At 71.5% G+C, this 16508-nt stretch carries 18 protein-coding genes; 2 read left to right on the top strand and 16 right to left on the bottom strand.

Annotated features, from left to right (window positions below; all coding sequences use genetic code 11):
- Position 1 precedes the first annotated feature (1 nt).
- Positions 2-475, bottom strand: a complete 474-nt coding sequence (locus JOM49_RS08965) for an Lrp/AsnC family transcriptional regulator (RefSeq protein WP_209663864.1) — start codon at positions 473-475, stop codon at positions 2-4.
- Positions 476-1129: 654 nt separating this feature from the next.
- On the opposite strand from JOM49_RS08965, the gene JOM49_RS08960 reads away from it, so the two are divergent.
- Together JOM49_RS08960 and JOM49_RS08955 are read left to right on the top strand one after the other, a co-directional pair.
- Positions 1130-1339 carry a BldC family transcriptional regulator gene (locus JOM49_RS08960; protein ID WP_209663863.1) on the top strand — a complete coding sequence of 70 codons (210 nt, stop codon included), beginning with the start codon at positions 1130-1132 and terminating at the stop codon, positions 1337-1339.
- Positions 1340-1488: 149 nt separating this feature from the next.
- Positions 1489-1674: a hypothetical protein gene (locus JOM49_RS08955; RefSeq protein WP_209663862.1), complete on the top strand. Its 186-nt coding sequence runs from the start codon at positions 1489-1491 to the stop codon at positions 1672-1674.
- Positions 1675-1698: 24 nt separating this feature from the next.
- Here JOM49_RS08955 and JOM49_RS08950 read toward each other — a convergent pair whose 3' ends face one another.
- The 15 genes from JOM49_RS08950 to JOM49_RS08880 form a co-directional block, all read right to left on the bottom strand.
- Positions 1699-2991, bottom strand: a complete 1293-nt coding sequence (locus JOM49_RS08950) for a MinD/ParA family ATP-binding protein (protein WP_209663861.1) — start codon at positions 2989-2991, stop codon at positions 1699-1701.
- Between the two features lie 74 nt (positions 2992-3065).
- Entirely contained in the window at positions 3066-4046 is a 981-nt protein-coding gene (gene ccsB, locus JOM49_RS08945) for a c-type cytochrome biogenesis protein CcsB (protein ID WP_209663860.1), read from the bottom strand.
- 3 nt (positions 4047-4049) lie between these two features.
- Positions 4050-5696 carry a cytochrome c biogenesis protein ResB gene (resB, locus tag JOM49_RS08940; protein ID WP_209663859.1) on the bottom strand — a complete coding sequence of 549 codons (1647 nt, stop codon included), beginning with the start codon at positions 5694-5696 and terminating at the stop codon, positions 4050-4052.
- Positions 5693-6466, bottom strand: coding sequence for a cytochrome c biogenesis CcdA family protein (locus JOM49_RS08935; RefSeq protein ID WP_209663858.1), 774 nt, complete (start codon positions 6464-6466; stop codon positions 5693-5695). The genes resB and JOM49_RS08935 overlap by 4 nt, the downstream gene beginning before the upstream one ends.
- Before the next feature lie 47 nt (positions 6467-6513).
- The gene (locus JOM49_RS08930) at positions 6514-7083 is read right to left on the bottom strand and encodes a TlpA family protein disulfide reductase (protein WP_209663857.1); all 570 of its coding nucleotides are present in this window, start codon (positions 7081-7083) and stop codon (positions 6514-6516) included.
- Entirely contained in the window at positions 7080-7706 is a 627-nt protein-coding gene (locus JOM49_RS08925; RefSeq protein ID WP_209663856.1) for a histidine phosphatase family protein, read from the bottom strand. The genes JOM49_RS08930 and JOM49_RS08925 overlap by 4 nt, the downstream gene beginning before the upstream one ends.
- Positions 7703-9013, bottom strand: a complete 1311-nt coding sequence (gene hemL, locus JOM49_RS08920) for a glutamate-1-semialdehyde 2,1-aminomutase (protein ID WP_209671001.1) — start codon at positions 9011-9013, stop codon at positions 7703-7705. The genes JOM49_RS08925 and hemL overlap by 4 nt, the downstream gene beginning before the upstream one ends.
- Positions 9014-9108: 95 nt before the next feature.
- Positions 9109-9453 carry a hypothetical protein gene (locus tag JOM49_RS08915; RefSeq protein WP_209663855.1) on the bottom strand — a complete coding sequence of 115 codons (345 nt, stop codon included), beginning with the start codon at positions 9451-9453 and terminating at the stop codon, positions 9109-9111.
- Positions 9446-9904, bottom strand: a complete 459-nt coding sequence (mce1N, locus tag JOM49_RS08910) for a transport-regulating membrane protein Mce1N (protein ID WP_209663854.1) — start codon at positions 9902-9904, stop codon at positions 9446-9448. Before mce1N ends, JOM49_RS08915 begins: the two co-directional genes overlap by 8 nt.
- A complete protein-coding gene (locus JOM49_RS08905) occupies positions 9901-10371 on the bottom strand; it encodes a hypothetical protein (protein WP_209663853.1) in 471 nt (156 codons plus the stop codon). Before JOM49_RS08905 ends, mce1N begins: the two co-directional genes overlap by 4 nt.
- Before the next feature lie 11 nt (positions 10372-10382).
- Entirely contained in the window at positions 10383-11354 is a 972-nt protein-coding gene (gene hemB, locus JOM49_RS08900) for a porphobilinogen synthase (protein WP_209663852.1), read from the bottom strand.
- A 378-nt stretch (positions 11355-11732) separates the two neighbouring features.
- A complete protein-coding gene (locus JOM49_RS08895; RefSeq protein WP_209663851.1) occupies positions 11733-13265 on the bottom strand; it encodes a bifunctional uroporphyrinogen-III C-methyltransferase/uroporphyrinogen-III synthase in 1533 nt (510 codons plus the stop codon).
- 64 nt (positions 13266-13329) lie between these two features.
- Positions 13330-14271, bottom strand: a complete 942-nt coding sequence (hemC, locus tag JOM49_RS08890) for a hydroxymethylbilane synthase (protein WP_209663850.1) — start codon at positions 14269-14271, stop codon at positions 13330-13332.
- Positions 14268-15596: a glutamyl-tRNA reductase gene (locus JOM49_RS08885; RefSeq protein ID WP_209663849.1), complete on the bottom strand. Its 1329-nt coding sequence runs from the start codon at positions 15594-15596 to the stop codon at positions 14268-14270. Before JOM49_RS08885 ends, hemC begins: the two co-directional genes overlap by 4 nt.
- The gene (locus JOM49_RS08880; RefSeq protein WP_209663848.1) at positions 15593-16402 is read right to left on the bottom strand and encodes a redox-sensing transcriptional repressor Rex; all 810 of its coding nucleotides are present in this window, start codon (positions 16400-16402) and stop codon (positions 15593-15595) included. Before JOM49_RS08880 ends, JOM49_RS08885 begins: the two co-directional genes overlap by 4 nt.
- Positions 16403-16508: the final 106 nt, after the last annotated feature.

Here is a 16508-nt window from a genome sequence, read left to right as displayed (position 1 = left end):
GCTACGCGCCTTCCTCGGGCGGCTCGTCCAGGCCTTCGTTGTTCGGCCTGGCCTCGAAGCGGGTGGACAGCACGACGGTGGTGCGCGTGCGGGCCACCCCGTCGATCCGGCGGAGCCTGCCGAGGGTGCGCTCCAGCTCGTCGACCGTGGACACCCGGACCTTGACCACGAACGCCTCGTCGCCCGCGACGGCGTAGCAGCTCTCGACCTCGACGAGGCTGCCGAGCGCTTCCGCCACGTCGTCGTCGGCGGCGGTGTCGGTCGGCTGGATGCCGACCAGCGCGGTCACGCCGAGGCCGACCGTGCTCGGATCCACCACCGCGTGGTACCCGGTGATCACCCCGGCCGCCTCCAGCTTGCCGACGCGCTCGTGCACCGAGGACGCCGACAACCCCACGGTCCGGCCCAGCTCGGCGTAGGTCGCCCGGCCGTTGAGCCGCAGCGCGGCGATGATCCTGCGATCGAGTGCGTCCATAGCCGGTCACCCTAACCAGCCCGCCCACGTCCGGCCCCCACGCTCACACCCCCGAACCACACGTTCGCGCAGCCGAACATCACGTTCAGGCGCCCGAACCCCACACTCAGGCAGGCGAGTCCCACACTGGCGCGCCCGAGTTCCACGTTCGCGACGGGGGCCGAGCGGGCGCGGGCGGAAGAGGCCGGGCGCCCGAGTGTGGAATTCAGGCGGCCGAATGTGGAACTCGGGTGCGCCAGTGTGGGGTTCGGCTGCCTGAACGTGGGGTTCGGGTGCTTGAACGTGGGGTGCGGGTGCCTGAACGTGGGGTTCGGGTGCCTGAACGTGGGGTTCGGGTGCCTGAACGTGGGGTTCGGGTGCCTGAACGTGGGGTTCGGGTGCCTGAACGTGGGGTTCGGGTGCCTGAACGTGGGGTTCGGGTGCTTGAACGTGGGGTGCGGGTGCTTGAACGTGGGGTGCGGGTGCTTGAACGTGGGGTGCGGGTGCTTGAACGTGGGGTTCGGCTTCCTGGGTGTGGGGTTCGGGGGTGGGTGTCCGAAGCGGGTGTTTTATCCCTTACTACCTCTTTACTCTTCGACAACCGTTCGAGTACCTGACGGGGTGGATGCGACGATTGCGCCGTTGAGAGCCGCGAGGTCGTGAAGGAGGCGGAAAGTGACCGCGACCGTCGGAGGACGACTGCTCACCCCGGGTGAGGTCGCCGCATTGTTCCGAGTCGATCCGAAGACGGTGACCCGCTGGGCCACCGCCGGGCGGATCGGCTCCATCCGCACCCCGGGCGGCCACCGCCGCTTCCGGGAAGCCGAAGTGAACGAGTTGCTCGCCGAACTGACCACCGACGCCAGCGAGCCGACCCGCCGCTGACCGGCGCGCGAGCCACGCGAACCAACGGGGATGTCTCACGACATCCCCGTTCGCTTTTCACGGCGCGGCCCCCGTCGCACCCGCAAACCCGGCAAAAGGGTTAACCTCGGGGGGAGACACCCGCGCACCACAGCCTGAAGGGATCGAGCATGCTCTACCTGCTCGCGGCGATCGGAGCACTGACGGTCGCCGTCGTCCTGTGGCGAACGTTCGGCGCCCCGCGCCCCGGAGTCCCGTCGTCACAGCCCCGCGTCGCCCCCGATGACGATCCGGACTTCCTCCGCGGTCTGTCCGAGCAGCACCGGAAGAGGAGCCGGGACGACGACGAGAAGTAAATCCCCGCTTTACCCGATCCCCCGCTAGCGCTCGACGGCGAAGCCGTCCGCGACGGTGGCGGCCAGTTCCAGCAGGGCCAGCCGCGTGTCGGCCTGCAGCCGGTCCAGTTCGATCTCGGCACCCTCTTCGAGGTGCGGGTCGAACGGGATGCGGCACACGCCCCGCACCCGTGCGGCGAAGTGCGCGGCCAGCTTGTCCAGGTCGACCGAGCCGCCCTTGGGGCGCACCGAGTTGATCACCGCGACCGAGCGCTTGACCAGGTCGCCGTAGCCGTGCGCGTCCAGCCAGTCCAGCGTGGCCGAGGCGCTGCGCGCGCCGTCCACCGAGCCGGACGAGACCACGACCAGCGAGTCGGCGACGTCGAGCACGCCCTTCATCGCCGAGTGCATCAGGCCGGTCCCGCAGTCGGTGAGCACGATGTTGTAGAAGTGCTCCAGCAGGTTGACCGTGCGCCGGTAGTCGTCCTCCGAGAACGCCTCCGAGACCGCCGGGTCCTGCTCGCTGGCGAGGATCTCCAGCCGGCTCGAACCCTGTGAGGTGTACGACCGGACGTCGCTGTAGCGCGTGATCTTGTCCGCGTCCCGCAGCAGGTGGCGCACGGTGGCGGTGGTCTCGATGGGGATCTTCTGCGACAGCGTGCCGCGGTCCGGGTTCGCGTCGACGGCGACCACGCGGTCACCGCGCAGCGAGGCGAAGGTCGCGCCCAGTGTGGTGGTGGTCGTGGTCTTGCCCACGCCGCCCTTCAGGCTCAGCATGGCGATCTTGTAGCACCCGCGCAGGGGCTGGTTGACCTGCGCGATCAGCTCACGCCGACGCCGGTCCTCCGGGCTCTCCCCCGGGTTGATCAGCTTGCCGGACCCCACGTACAGCGCCTTGCGCCAGCCGGACTGCGGCCGCCGCTTGTTCGGCTTCACCAGGTGCGCGGTGGTCAGGTCGTCGCCGGGCAGCGGCCTGCCGTGCGGCTGGGGCAGCATGCCCTGCGGCAGGAGCGGCGGCGCCGGCGGACCGGCCGGGGACTGCGGCTGCGGCAACGGCGGCAGTGGCGCGGACGGCTGCCCGTACTGCTGCTGTTGCTGCGGGTGCAGCGGCGGCAACTGCTGGTCGTACGGATCGGCGTAGGGCCGCTGGTACGGCGGCACGGGCACCTGCGGCACCTCGTACGGCCCGGAGGTCGCCGGGTGCGGTGCCGAGTCGGTGCGTTCCTCGGAGAAGTGCGCCTGGTCCTCGGCGGGGGGTGGTGGGGGCGCGGGTTGCCACTGGGTGGGCTCCTCGCCCGGTTCCGGCTGCCGACCGGGCACCTCGTCAGATCCGGTCACCGTCGCGGTCCTCCCACTTCCTCTCGTCGTACTGGCTGTACTGGCACGACGGTAGCCGGGATCCGCGCGAGATGTCAGCCGACCCCGGCGTAGGAGTGCAGACCGGTGGTGACCAGGTTCACGAAGAACAGGTTGAACACCGTGGCGGAGAAGCCCACCACGTTGATCCAGGCGGCGCGGTTGCCGCGCCAGCCCGCCGTGGCCCGCGAGTGCAGGTAGGCCGCGTAGATGACCCACGCGATGAAGGCGACCGTCTCCTTCGGGTCCCAGCCCCAGAACCGGCCCCACGCGGCCTCGGCCCACACCGCGCCGCACAGCACGCCGAAGGTGAACACCGGGAAGGCGAACACGGTGGTCCGGTAGGCGACGCGGTCCAGCACCTCCAGCGCGGGCAGCTTCGGCCCGAAGCGCGCGAACTTGGCCGGGTTCTTCTCGTGCCTGGCGCGGATCAGGTAGAAGACGCTGGCCACCCCGGGCACCAGGAACACCCCGGAGCTCAGGATCGCCGCCGAAACGTGGATGACCAGCCAGTACGACTGGAGCGCGGGCTGCACCGGCGCGGCGACCGCGTAGAGCATGGTGCCGCCGACGAACATCAGGATGACCACCGGCAGCAGCACGAACGCGGACAGGTGGCGGATGTCCGACTTGCGCAGCACCACCAGCCAGGTCACCACGGCGATCAGGCAGACCGCCATGATGTATTCGTACATGTTGCCCCAGGGCACGCGCTGCGTGGCGACCCCGCGCAGCACCAGCGCGGCCAGGTGCAGCAGCGCCCCGAGCACGGTCAGCGCCACGCCCATACGGCCGATCCGCTCGGCCCGCTCGCGGCGGGCGGGCGCCTCGTCGGCCGGGGGCACGGTGGAGGACAGCACGGACCCGCCGCCGGCGCCGACCAGTTCGGCGGACCGCTCCCTGGTGCGCTGGGCCGCCTGCCTGCCCTTGCGCCCGAAGGACTGCTCGACCAGGAAGAACATCATCGCCAGCACGTACACGGCGACGGCTGTGGTGTAGGAGAGGTCGCTGAACTGCGACAGTGTCTCGTTGACCATGCTCTAGTCCTTCTTCTCTGGCGTTTCCCGGGGGTCCGGGGGTCGCCCCCCGTGCTCGGCACCGTGGAGCGAGACCGCGATCCGGTTGAACTCCTCGCCGTAGCCTGCCTGGTCCGTCCTGGCCAGACCGGCCACTTCTACTACAGTACGTCGTAGCTCAGCGTCGCCGGCGGGCGGGGTGATCCGCACCCAGAACCGGCGCCGCTTGACCAGCAGCGAGCCGACCAGCCCGAGCAGCATGGCGATCGCGCAGACCAGCACCCACACCTGCGTCGGGTCGTAGGACACCTGGAGCGAGGCGTACTTCTCCACCCCGTCGAACCGGATCTTCGTGCCGTCGTCCAGCGTCAGTTCCTGGCCCAGCATCAGGTTCTCCCGAGCCACCTTGACCAGCCGCCCACTGTCCACCATGGACTGGTTGACCTCGAAGATGGACTGCCCGCGCCCGGAGTCGATGCCGAGGTCGCCGCGCAGCACGTCCACCGCGACCCCGGGTTCGGTGAGCACCGGGCTCGACGAGCTGAGCACGTTGCCGTGCACGAAGGCGGTCGGCGCGAACAGGCCGGTGATCGCCAGCTGCTTCTTCCGGCGCTCGTCGGTGTCGGTGATGCCCGGCGGGTCGAACTTGGTCGCGCCCTCCGACAGCATCGTGGCCGGGTCCACCAGGCGCCACTGGATCGCCTGCGTGCGGGTGGTGCCGTCGGGGTAGGTGACGGTGAACTTCGGCGCGTAGCCGTAACCGAGCACGTAGACGCGGTCCTCGCCCATGCGCAGCGGCTCGTTCATCTTCACCTGGTACGGCCGCCAGGCGCCGGTGTCGAGGTCCGCGCCTGCCTGGTACTCGATGTCGGCCTGGTAGTGGATCGGCTGCAGCTGCTCGGTGTACTCCGCGGTGAACTCGTTCACCTTCACGCAGAACGGGCTCAGCTCGGTGCCGTCCACCTGCAGGCCGGGGTCGAAGGCGTCGTAGGCGTAGATGCCGGAGTTGCAGAACTGGGAACCGTTGGCCAGCACGGTGACCTGGCCCTCGTAGCCGAACATCTTGCCGATGGCGAAGAACACGATCAGCCCGAGCATGGCGAAGTGGAACAGCAGGTTGCCGGTCTCACGCAGGTAGCCGCGTTCCGCGCTGATCGTGCGGACGCCGCCCTCCTCCTCGCGCTCGGCCTGGCGCCAGCCACGCAGTCGCGTTCGGACGGTCGCGGCCACTTCGTCGGCGCTCGCGCCGGTTTCGAAGTGGTGGTGGTGCGGCATGCGCCCGAGGCGGCGCGGGGTGAGCACCGGCTTGGCCCGCATCGCGCGGACGTAGTCGACGCTGCGCGGGGCCAGGCAGCCGACCAGCGACACCATCAGCAGCAGGTAGATCGCGGAGAACCAGACGCTGGAGTAGACCTCGAAGAACTGCGTCGCGTCGAGCAGCTCACCCCACCAGCCGTGGTTGGTGATGTACTCCTCGGTCTTCGGCGCGTTCAGCGCGCGCTGCGGCAGCAGGGCGCCGGGCAACGCGGCGAGCGCCAGCAGGAACAGCAGGATCAGCGCGGTGCGCATCGAGGTCAGCCCGCGCCAGGTGTTGCGGACGAACGCGAATGCGCGCCGGAGCGGGGTTTCGCGGTACGGGCCCTTCGGCGGCGCGTCCGAGGTGAGCGTCACAGCGGGAGCTCCACTTCGTTGACGACCGCCACCCGCAGCCAGCCGACCAGCTCGCCCCACAGCCCGGTGACCAGCAGCAGGCCGACCACCAGCAGCAGCGCGCCGCCGAAGATCTGCACGCGGCGGCCGTTGCGGCGCAGCCAGCCGGTGACGCGCACGGCCCAGCGGGCGCCCAGCGCGATCAGCAGGAACGGCACGCCGAGGCCGAGGCAGTAGAGCAGGATCAGCAGGAACCCGCGGGCCGCGGTGCCGCCGGTGGAGCTGGCCAGCACCAGCACGCCGGTCAGCGTCGGGCCGATGCACGGGGTCCAGCCGAGGCCGAAGACCGCACCGAGCAGCGGCGCGCCCCACAGCCCGCCGCGCGGCACGCGGTGCGAGCGGACGTCCTTCTGCAGCGCGGGGATGAGGCCGAGGAACACCAGCCCCATGGCGATCGTGATGACTCCGCCAATGCGCTGCAGGAGGTCCTGGTTCATCAGCATCGCGTCGGAGATCCAGACCAGACTGCCGAGCCCGAGCGTGAACACCACGGTGAAGCCGAGGATGAACAACCCGGCCGCGCCGACCACGGCGAAGCGCCCCTTCTTGGGCGCCTCGTCCGGGCTCACCGCGGGCGCGTCCGCGCCGACCAGCGCGGAGAGGTAGGCGAGGTAGCCGGGGACCAGCGGCACCACGCACGGCGAAGCGAACGAGACCGCCCCGGCCAGCAGGGCCACCCCGGCGGCGAGCAGCAGCGGACCGGAGGTCGCTAGCTCGGTCACTGGGTCCACCCAATCAGGGTAAGGAATGAAGAACCCGTGAACTCACCGGCTACCGGTTACTCGGCGGCGAGCCGCTGGACGACCGGCATCAGGTCGCTGGCGAGCAGGCCGCGCAGGAAGACCATGGCCACCCGGTGCTGCTTGTCCAGCACGATCGTCGACGGCACGGCGTTGCGCGGGTAGCCCTTGAGCGCCAGCAGCGAGCGGCCGGGCGGGTCGTAGATGGACGGGAAGGTCAGACCGAAGTTCCGGACGAAGTCCTGGGGGGCGTTCCGGTTGTCTTCGCGGACGTCCAGCCCGATCACCTGCACGCCGGGCACCTCGCGCTGCACCTTCTCCAGCTCCGGCGCCTCGGTCCGGCACGGCGGGCACCACGAACCCCAGAGGTTCAGCACCACGACCTTGCCCGGGTAGTCCGCGACCGAAAGCTGCTTGCCCTCGACCATCAGGTCCTCACCGGACATCGGCGGCAGCGGCTTGCGCTGGTCGCCTTCGTAGGTGATGTCGACCTGACCGCCCGGCGAGACGAACTCGAAGTTGGTGCCGCGCGCCACCGCGTCGGACCCGCCGGAGCAGCCCGCCAGCAGCAGGACCAGCGCGGCGAACGGAGCGACGAGCTTCCTCATGCCCCGGTGACCTTCGGATCGGTGTACCCGGCGGGCTCGCTGTAGACGATCCGGTCGAGCCGGTCGCCCTCGAAGACCAGGCTGGTCAGCGAGGCCAGCGAGCACTGCCGCTGGCGCGGGTCGTGCCAGAGCGGGCGCCGCTCCAGGAACCGCCGCAGCGTCCAGATCGGCAACTGGTGTGAGACGCACAACGCCTCGAAGCCCTCGGCCTCGGTGCGCGCGCGGTGGATCGCGCCGAGCATCCGGTGCGCGATCTCCAGGTACGGCTCGCCCCACGACGGCTTGAACGGGTTGACCAGCTTCGGCCAGTGCCGCGGCTCCCGCAGCGCGCCGTCGCCGACCGCGACCCGCTGGCCCTCGAACTGGTTGCCCGCCTCGATCAGCCGCTCGTCGGTGGCCACGTCGAGCCGGTGGGCGTCGGCGATCGGCGCGGCCGTCTCCTGCGCGCGCTGCAGCGGCGACGCCACCACGTGCACGATCTGGTGGCCCGCCAGCGCTTCGGCCACGGTGAGCGCCTGCCGCTGCCCGCGCCCGGACAGCCGGAAGCCGGGCAGGCGGCCGTAGAGGATGCCTTCGGGGTTGTGCACCTCGCCGTGGCGGAGCACGTGCACGATCGTCGTCATGACGCCTGCTCCGCGGCCGCGGCCGCTTCCGCCGCCGGGGTCAGCGCGGCTTCGATCAGCTCGAACGCGGCGTCGTCCATGGCGGCGTTGACGAACCACGCCTCGAACGCGCTCGGCGGGGCGTAGACCCCGCGCTCGAGCAGCGCGTGGAAGAACGGCGGGAAGCGCCAGGTCTGGGCGGTGGTCGCGTCGTGGTAGTTCCGCACCGGCTCCTCGGTGAAGAACACGCTGACCAGGTTGCCCGCGTACGCCACGTGGTGCGCCACCCCGGCGGCCGAGAGCGCTTGGCCGAACAGCGCGCCGAGCCGCTGCGAGTTCGCGTCGAGCGCGCGGTAGACCGCGTCGTCGGCGTGTCGCAAGGTGGCCAGGCCGGAGGCCACCGCCACCGGGTTCCCGGACAGCGTGCCCGCCTGGTAGACCGGGCCGGTCGGGGCGAGCCGGGCCATCACTTCCGCGCGGCCGCCGAACGCCGCCGCGGGCAGGCCGCCGGACATGACCTTGCCGAAGGTGTAGAGGTCGCCGGGCACGCCCTCGATGCCGAACCAGCCGGCGGCGTTGACGCGGAACCCGGTCATCACCTCGTCCATGATCAGCAGCGCGCCGTTCGCGTGCGCGAACTCACGCAGGGAAGCGTTGAAGTCGTGGTCCGGGGCGACCGCGCCCATGTTGCCCGCGGCGGCCTCGGTGATGATCGCGGCGATCTCGCCGGGGTTGTCCGCGAAGGCGGCCCGCACGGCTTCGACGTCGTTGTAGGGCAGGACGATCGTGTCGGCGGCCTGCGCGCCGGTGACCCCGGGCGAGGTGGGCAGCCCGAGCGTGGCCACGCCGGAGCCCGCCTGCGCGAGCAGCGCGTCGACGTGCCCGTGGTAGCAGCCGGCGAACTTGATGATCTTGGACCGCTCGGTGAAGCCGCGGGCCAGCCGGATCGCGCTCATCGTCGCCTCGGTGCCCGAGTTGACCAGCCGCACCTGCTGCACCGGCTCGACCCGGCCGATGATCTCCTCGGCCAGTTCGACCTCGCCGATGGTCGGCGTGCCGAAGGACAGCCCGGCGCTCGCGGCCTCCCGCGCGGCCTCGACCACCGCGGGGTGGGCGTGCCCGAGGATCATCGGCCCCCACGAGGACACCAGGTCGACGTACCTCGTGCCGTCGGCGTCCCAGAGGTACGCGCCCTCGCCGCGGACCATGAACCTCGGCGTGCCGCCGACCGCGCTGAACGCGCGCACCGGCGAGTTGACGCCGCCGGGGGTGGCGGCCGACGCGCGCGCGAACCATTCCTCAGACTGTTCGACTGTCACGTTCGCCAGTCTGACAGAGCAGACCGACAGTCGGCGCACCCGCGGCACGTCCGGCCCGCCGATTCCGCGGGCGACTGTCCACTGTGGCCAGTTCGTTCGAGGGGTCAGCCGTGCGCGGGCTGGGCTTCCGGCTTCGGCTTGCGCGGGCGGGTGCGTACCGCGAGCAGCACCTGGCGCACCGCGTCCACCAGCAGCAGCGTGGCCACCAGGCCGAGCGCGATCGCCGCGAGCACCCAGTTGCCCGCGTAGTGGTACGAGGTCAGCTCGGCACCGTCCGAAGCGCGCACGCGCACGGTGCTGACCGACGCGGACCAGGCCAGCGTCGCCGTCCAGACCGCCAGCCCGGCGAGGACCAGCTCCACCACGGCCACGATCGCGCGCCGCGGGCGGTGCAGGCGGTGGGGCGCGGGGGCGGGCTCCGGCGGCCAGTCCGGCTCGGTTTCACTCACCGTCAGACTCTCTCACGATGCCGGTGACCCTGCGCAACGCGTCGCGCAACTCTTCGGCGTCACGGGCCCAGGCGAGGACCACGCTGCCGTCGTCGAGGCGGAGCGGCACGTCTTCGAACTTGCGCGGCACGGCCGGACCGCCACCGAGCACCTTCGCGCCGACCGGCGTCCCGACGTCGTCCAGCTCCTTGATCCGTGACACCGGCAGGCTTTCGCGGCCCTGCCACAGCGCTTCGGTGGTCACCTTGACGCTGAGGAACCGGCGGCGCGCGTACACCCAAAGCATGGTCACGCCGAGCAACGCCAGCCCGACGAGCACCCATTCGATGGTGTGCACCGGGCCGTCCGCGAACAGTTCGAGCAGGAACCCGGCCAGCGCGAAACCGGGACCCCACAGCAACGGTGCCCCGCCCGCGCCCGGCTCGTCGAGCACCACCCCTGGTTCGCTCATCGCTTCGGCAACTTCGGGAAGTAGGGCCGGGCGCCGGGCAGGTAGAGGCAGGCGGTGGCGGCGACGACCAGCGCGCAGGCCGCGACCTTGACCCAGTTCGGGTAGATCACCGCCTGGAAGACAATGGTGGCCCCCGCGAGCACGGTCAGCACGCTGCGCGCCGACCGCGTACCGTCCTGGGCCTTCCAGGCGAACAACAGGAACAGCAGCGCGAACACGACCGCGCCGACGAGGAACTGCCACAGCGACGCGTGCACACCCGCGCTGACCTGCGCCGCCGTCACCCGCGGGTCGCGTGGCTGCTCCAGCATCAGGCTGACCACGCGCGGCTCGTCGGCCAGCGAGTACCCGAACCCGGACACCATCACCACGCAGGCGGCGATCCACAGGTACCAGGACACCCGGACCGGCTGCGGCACCGGCGGCCTCGGCGGGGCGGGCGCGTCGGGTTCGGGGGGCTCGGTCACGAGCGCAGACTCTAGTCGAGCCAGTGCGCCGCCTCGGCCGCCCAATAAGTGAGGATCATGTCCGCGCCGGCGCGGCGGATCGAGGTGAGCACCTCGAGGACCGTCGCCTGGCGGTTGAGCCAGCCGTTGGCCACCGCGGCTTCGACCATCGCGTACTCGCCGGAGATGTTGTACGCGGCCACCGGCACCGGCGACGCCTCCGCGGCGGCGCGCACCACGTCCAGGTACGCGAGCGCGGGCTTGACCATCACCATGTCGGCGCCCTCGGCGACGTCCAGCTCGATCTCGCGCAGCGCTTCGCGGGCGTTGCCCGGGTCCTGCTGGTAGGTCTTGCGGTCGCCCTTGAGCTGCGAATTGACGGCCTCGCGGAAGGGGCCGAAGAACGCGCTGGAGTACTTGGCGGAGTAGGCGAGGATGCCGGTGTCGGTGAACCCGGCGTCGTCGAGCGCGCGGCGGATCACGCCGACCTGGCCGTCCATCATGCCGCTGGGCCCGAGCAGGTGGGCGCCCGCCTGCGCCTGGGCCAGCGCCATTTCGGCGTAGCGCTCGAGAGTGGCGTCGTTGTCCACGGCGCCGTTCGCGTCGAGCACACCGCAGTGGCCGTGGTCGGTGAACTCGTCGAGGCAGGTGTCGGCCATCAGCACGGTGTCGTCGCCGAGCTCGGCCTTGAGGTCGCGCAGTGCGACGTTGAGGATGCCGTTCTCGTCGGTGGCGCCGGAGCCGACGGCGTCGTGGTGCTCGGGGATGCCGAAGATCATCAGCCCCCCGACCCCCGCGCGCACGGCTTCCACCGCGGCCTTGCGCAGCGAATCGCGGGTGTGCTGGACCACACCGGGCATGCTCGCGATCGGCCGCGGCGCGTCGGCGCCCTCGGCCACGAACATCGGCAGGATCAGCTGCCGTGGCCGCAGCGTGGTCTCACTGACGAGGCGCCGCATCGCGGGACTGACACGCAACCGGCGGGGACGATGCTCGGGAAACACCCTCTCGACGGTACTCCCCGCCCATTCCCGAATTCGCCGCCCCCACCCCATTTTATGACAATTTGTCAGAATCCCCGTCCGCATTCCCGCGCACTACAAAACCCCGCACCGCGCGAATGCAGAACTCAACTACCCCAACGTCGCACTCAACTTCCCCAACGTAGAACTCAGCTTCCCCAGTGTGTAACTCGGCTTCCTGAACGTAGAACTCACCAGCACCCGAACCCCACACTCAGGCAGCCGAACCACACACTCAGGTAGCCGAAACTCGCATTCGGGCGGCTGAACTCCACGTTCAGGCGGCCGAGTTCCACGTTCGGATACGCGAAGGCGGCCTTGTCCGGGGGGACAAGGCCGCCTTGGCGGAGCGTAGGAGGGTTACGAGCGGCGTGCGCGCTTGGCTTTGCGCGGCGGCGGCAGGGCGCCTTCGGCGCGCAGGCGGGCGGCGTGCTCGGCGAGCGCGTCCACCAGTGCGGTCACGTTCGGGGTTTCCGGCTGCACGTCCACGCGCAGGCCGAACTCGGTCGCCGTTTCCGCGGTCTTCGGGCCGATGCAGGCCACCAGGGTCCGGGTGTGCGGCTTGCCCGCGATGCCGACCAGGTTCCGGACGGTGGACGACGAGGTGAAGCACACCGCGTCGAAGCCGCCGGTCTTGATCATCTCGCGGGTGTCGGCGGGCGGCGGGGCCGCCCGGACGGTGCGGTAGGCGGTGACGTCGTCGATCTCCCAGCCCCGCTCACGCAGGCCGGCCGACAGCGTCTCGGTGGCGATGTCCGCCCGCGGCAGCAGCACCCGGTCGACCGGGTCCAGCACGTCGTCGTACGGCGGGAACTCGGCCAGCAGGCCTTCCGAGGACTGCTCCCCGCTCGGCACCAGCTCGGGGATGATGCCGAACGAGCGCACCTTCGCCGCGGTCGCCGCGCCGACGCAGGCGATCTTCACGCCGGAGAACGCCCGCGCGTCCAGGCCGAACTCCTCGAACTTCTCCCACACCGCGCGCACGGCGTTGGTCGAGGTGAACACCAGCCACTGGTACCGGCCGTCGACCAGGCCCTTGACCGAGCGTTCCATCTGCGCCGGGCTGCGCGGCGGCTCGACCGAGATGGTCGGCACCTCGTGCGAGGTGGCGCCGTGGCTGTGCAGCCGGTCGGCCATGTCGCCGGCCTGCTCCTTGGTGCGCGGCACCAGGACCTTCCAGCCGTACAGCGCGCGCGACTCCCACCAGGACAGCTTCGAGCGCTGCCCGGCGGCCTGCCCCACGGTGACCACCAGCGGGCCGACCAGCTCACCGGCGTCGGCGGACAGCGAGGCCAGCGTCGAGTCGACCGTGCGCTGGGTGTTGATGGTGCCGTTCGAGGTCACCGCGACCGGGGTGGCCGGGGCCAGCCCGTGCTCGGTCAGCGCGGAGGCCGCTTCGGCGAGGTGGCTGGAGGTGGCGTGCAGCACCAGCGGAGCGCCGGTGGCGGCCAGCGCGGCCCAGTCGACCTCACCGCGCACGTCCACCTCGGTGTGCGTGCCGCCGAGCGCGACCCCGGCGTAGGCGGGCACCGCGGCACCGGGCGAGACCCCGGGCACGATGTCGAACACCACGTTGCTCTTGGCCACGGCCTGCACCTCGGCCACCGCGGCGGGCTGGGTCAGCGGGTCACCGGCGACCAGCCGGAGCACCAGCCTGCCCGACTTGGCCTCGTTGCCCAGGTCCTTGGCCACCTCGGCCGGGTCCCCCACCGCGGGGCGCACCTCGGCGTCGGGGTGGGCGAAGGCCAGCACACCGGCGGGTACGTCCGGATCGGTCACCACGACCTCGGCCTTGCCCAGCAACTCCTGGGCGCGGACGGTCAGCAGACCGGCGTCTCCGGGGCCCGAGCCCACGAAGGCGACGCGCCCGGTGGTCTTGCGCGCGGGGGTCATCTCTACGTCTCTCCTCTTTACCTGGCATGCGGTTTTCCCCGGGATGGCCCGGGGAAAACGAGAATCAGTTCGCGGTCAGCGCACCGGCGCCGAGGTCGAGCAGCTCCGCTGCCAGCTCCCGGCCCAGCTTCTCCGCGTCGGCCTTGCCGGCCACCGCGGAGGCCCGCAGCATGTCGACCGCTTCGCCGTCGCCGCCGACGGCCGCGGTACCCCGCAGCGAGATCCGCTCGATCACCGAGCCGTTCTCGTCGAGGTCCTCCACCACCTCGGCCAGCGCTCCGACCGGGGCACTGCACCCGGCTTCGAGCGCGGCCAGCATGGCCCGTTCCGCGGTCACCGCGAGCCGGGTCGACTCGTCGTCCAGTGTGGACCGGAGCAGCTGCTCGACCTCGGCGTCGTCGGAGCGGCACTCCACCGCCAGCGCGCCCTGGGCGGGCGCGGGCAGCAGCTGGATCGGGTCCAGCGTTTCGGTGATCTCGGCGAGCCTGCCGACCCTGGCCAGTCCGGCCCTGGCCAGCACCACGGCGTCGAGCTCACCGCTGCCCACCTTGCCCATGCGGGTGTCGATATTGCCCCGGATCGGCACGATTTCCAAACCGAGCCCCAGCGCGCGCAGCTGCGCGGTGCGCCGCGGCGAGCCGGTGCCGACGGTCGAGCCCGGCGGCAACTCGCCCAGGGTGAGGCCGTCACGGGCGATCAGCGCGTCACGCGGGTCGGCGCGCGGCGGCACGGCCGCGATCACCAGTCCGGGTGCGGGCGCGGTGGGGAGGTCCTTGTACGAGTGCACCGCGACGTCGATCTCGCCGGCGGTCAGCGCGTCACGCAGGGCGGAGGTGAACACGCCGACGCCGATCTCGGTGATCGGCGCGCTGGAGCGGTCGCCGGGGGTGGAGATGGTGACCAGCTCCACGCGCGCGCCGGCGGCTTCGAGCGCCTCGGCCACGGTGCCGGTCTGGGCCAGCGCGAGCTTGCTGCCGCGCGTGCCGATCCTGATGGTCCTGCTCACTGGGGTTCACCGTCGGTTTCGTGGGGCACGGACTCGGAGGGGCGCGCGACCACCCGCGGTGCGGCCGGGTCGAGCTCGAACAGCTCGCGCAGCGCACTGGCGTAGTCGGTCCCGGCGTCCTGTCCGGCGAGTTGCTTCACGCGCACGGTCGGCGCGTGCAGGAGTTTGTCCACCACGCGGCGGACGGTGCGGCCCAGCTCTTCGCGGACCGCGCTTTCGAGCTCCGGCAGCCGGTTGTCCAGCCGCAGCAGCTCGGCGTCGACCACCTCCGCGGCCCGCTTGCGCAGGGCGGTGACGGTCGGCGTGACCTCGGCGCTGCGCTGCCCGGCGAGGTACTCGCGCACCTCGTCGAGCACGATGCCGGTGGCCTTGGCCAGCTGGCGATCGGTTTCGGAGGTACCGGTCGCCGCGCTCATCCGGCGGCGGACGGTCTCCAGGTCGACCACCCGGACCCCGGGCAGTTCGCCGACGGCGGGGTCGACGTCCCTCGGCAGCCCGAGGTCGCAGACGACCAGCGCCCGGCCGTCGCGCGGGAGCACGTGGGAGGGGTCGAGCACGGCGTCGGCGGCACCGGTGCTGGTGACCACGACGTCGGCCTTGGCGACCGCCGCGGTCAGCTCACCCATGCCCACCGCGGTGGCCGGCACGCCCTGCTCGGCGATGGAGGCGGCCAGGCGCTGGGCGTTCACCGTGGTGCGGTTGGCCACGGTGATCGAGCCGATGCCCGCCTTGCGCAGGTGCGACCCGGTCAGCGCGCCCATCGAGCCGGCACCGACGACCAGCGCGTGCTTGCCCGCCAGTTCACCGGCGGCACGCAGCGCTTCGGAGACGACCGACGCGCCCAGGTCGCCGAGCCCGGTCTCGGTCTGCACGCGCTTGCCGACGCGCAGGGTGGTCTGGGTCAGCTCGTGCAGCACGCGCCCGACCGTGCCCGCCTCACGCGCGGTGGCGTAGGCGGTGCGGACCTGGCCGAGGATCTGGGACTCGCCGATGACCATCGAGTCGAGGCCGGAGGCGACGGAGAAGATGTGCTCGACGGCGGCACCGGCGTAGTGCACGTAGAGGTTGTCGTAGAGCTCGGCGGGTTCGACCCCGGCCTGGCGCGCGAGCACCGCGGAGACGTCGGACAGCCCGCCGTGGAAGGCGTCGACCACCGCGAAGACCTCGATGCGGTTGCAGGTCGACAGCACCATGACCTCGGCGATGTGCGGGGCCTGCTGCAGCTCGTGCAGCACCTTGCCCAGCTCGGCGGCGGGCACCGCGGCCCGCTCGAGCATGGCCAGGTCCGCGGTCCGGTGGGAGAGCCCGATGGCCAGAATGCTCACGATCGCACCACCATGCCGTTGTTCGCCACGCCGTTCACACCTGCTTCTTCGTCGGCCCTGCGCGCCACGTGGAACGACAGGATCTGCAGCTCGACCGCCAGATCTACCTTGCGGACCTCGACGTGCGGTGGAGCCTGGAGCACCACCGGCGCGAAGTTGAGGATGCACTGGACGCCACCGGCGACCAGGCGGTCGCACACCGACTGGGCCGCGGTCGGCGGGGTGGCGATCACGCCGATGGAGATCTCACGCTCGGCGCACACCTTCGGGATCTCGTCCAGGTGCGACACCGGCAGCCCGCCGACCGGCACGCCGATCAGGTCCGGGTCCAGGTCGAACAGGGCCTCGACCGGGAACCCGCGGCCGGGGAACCCGCCGTAGTTCGCCAGTGCGTGGCCCAGGTTCCCGATGCCGACCACGGCGACCTTGTGCTTGCGGGTCAGCCCGAGCGTGCGCTCGATGTGGCCGACCAGCACGGAGACCTCGTAGCCGACGCCGCGGGTGCCGTAGGAGCCCAGGTAGGACAGGTCCTTGCGCAGCTTCGCCGAGTTGACCCCGGCCGCCGCGGACAGCTCTTCGCTGGAGACGGTGGTCGCGCCCTGCTCGGCCATCGCGGAGAGGACACGCAGGTAGACGGCGAGGCGGGCGACGGCGGCCTCCGGGATGGCCTTGGCGCGGACCGGGTCGGCCGCGGCACCGTTCACCGGGACGGCGGGCATCTCCGCGGTCGGCGCGTTGTCGGCGTCCGGGGTGTCCGCCTGCCTGGCCGCGCCTCGGCGGCCTCGCTGGCCCCGCTGTGCGACCACGCCTGCTCTCCTCGTTGCTGCCGTTCGGGTGCTGCTGCCGGAACCGGGTCGAAAAATCAACCCTTGACCCGGCGGGCGACTCAGTGTTCGATGCCCGGCGCCGCAC

Origin of the sequence: Amycolatopsis magusensis (assembly GCF_017875555.1) — a bacterium.
GTDB classification, from domain to species: Bacteria; Actinomycetota; Actinomycetes; order Mycobacteriales; family Pseudonocardiaceae; genus Amycolatopsis; species Amycolatopsis magusensis.
The sequence above is the reverse complement of the archived record's forward strand: the minus strand, read 5'-3'. Positions and strand labels throughout refer to the sequence as shown.

Excerpts from the sequence above, each read along its gene's own strand:
- JOM49_RS08930 (WP_209663857.1), bottom strand. The coding sequence starts at position 7,083 with ATGAGGAAGCTCGTCGCTCCGTTCGCCGCGCTGGTCCTGCTGCTGGCG.
- mce1N (WP_209663854.1), bottom strand. The coding sequence starts at position 9,904 with ATGAGCGAACCAGGGGTGGTGCTCGACGAGCCGGGCGCGGGCGGGGCA.
- ccsB (WP_209663860.1), bottom strand. The coding sequence starts at position 4,046 with ATGGTCAACGAGACACTGTCGCAGTTCAGCGACCTCTCCTACACCACA.
- JOM49_RS08925 (WP_209663856.1), bottom strand. The coding sequence starts at position 7,706 with ATGACGACGATCGTGCACGTGCTCCGCCACGGCGAGGTGCACAACCCC.
- JOM49_RS08895 (WP_209663851.1), bottom strand. The coding sequence starts at position 13,265 with ATGACCCCCGCGCGCAAGACCACCGGGCGCGTCGCCTTCGTGGGCTCG.
- JOM49_RS08965 (WP_209663864.1), bottom strand. The coding sequence starts at position 475 with ATGGACGCACTCGATCGCAGGATCATCGCCGCGCTGCGGCTCAACGGC.
- JOM49_RS08955 (WP_209663862.1), top strand. The coding sequence starts at position 1,489 with ATGCTCTACCTGCTCGCGGCGATCGGAGCACTGACGGTCGCCGTCGTC.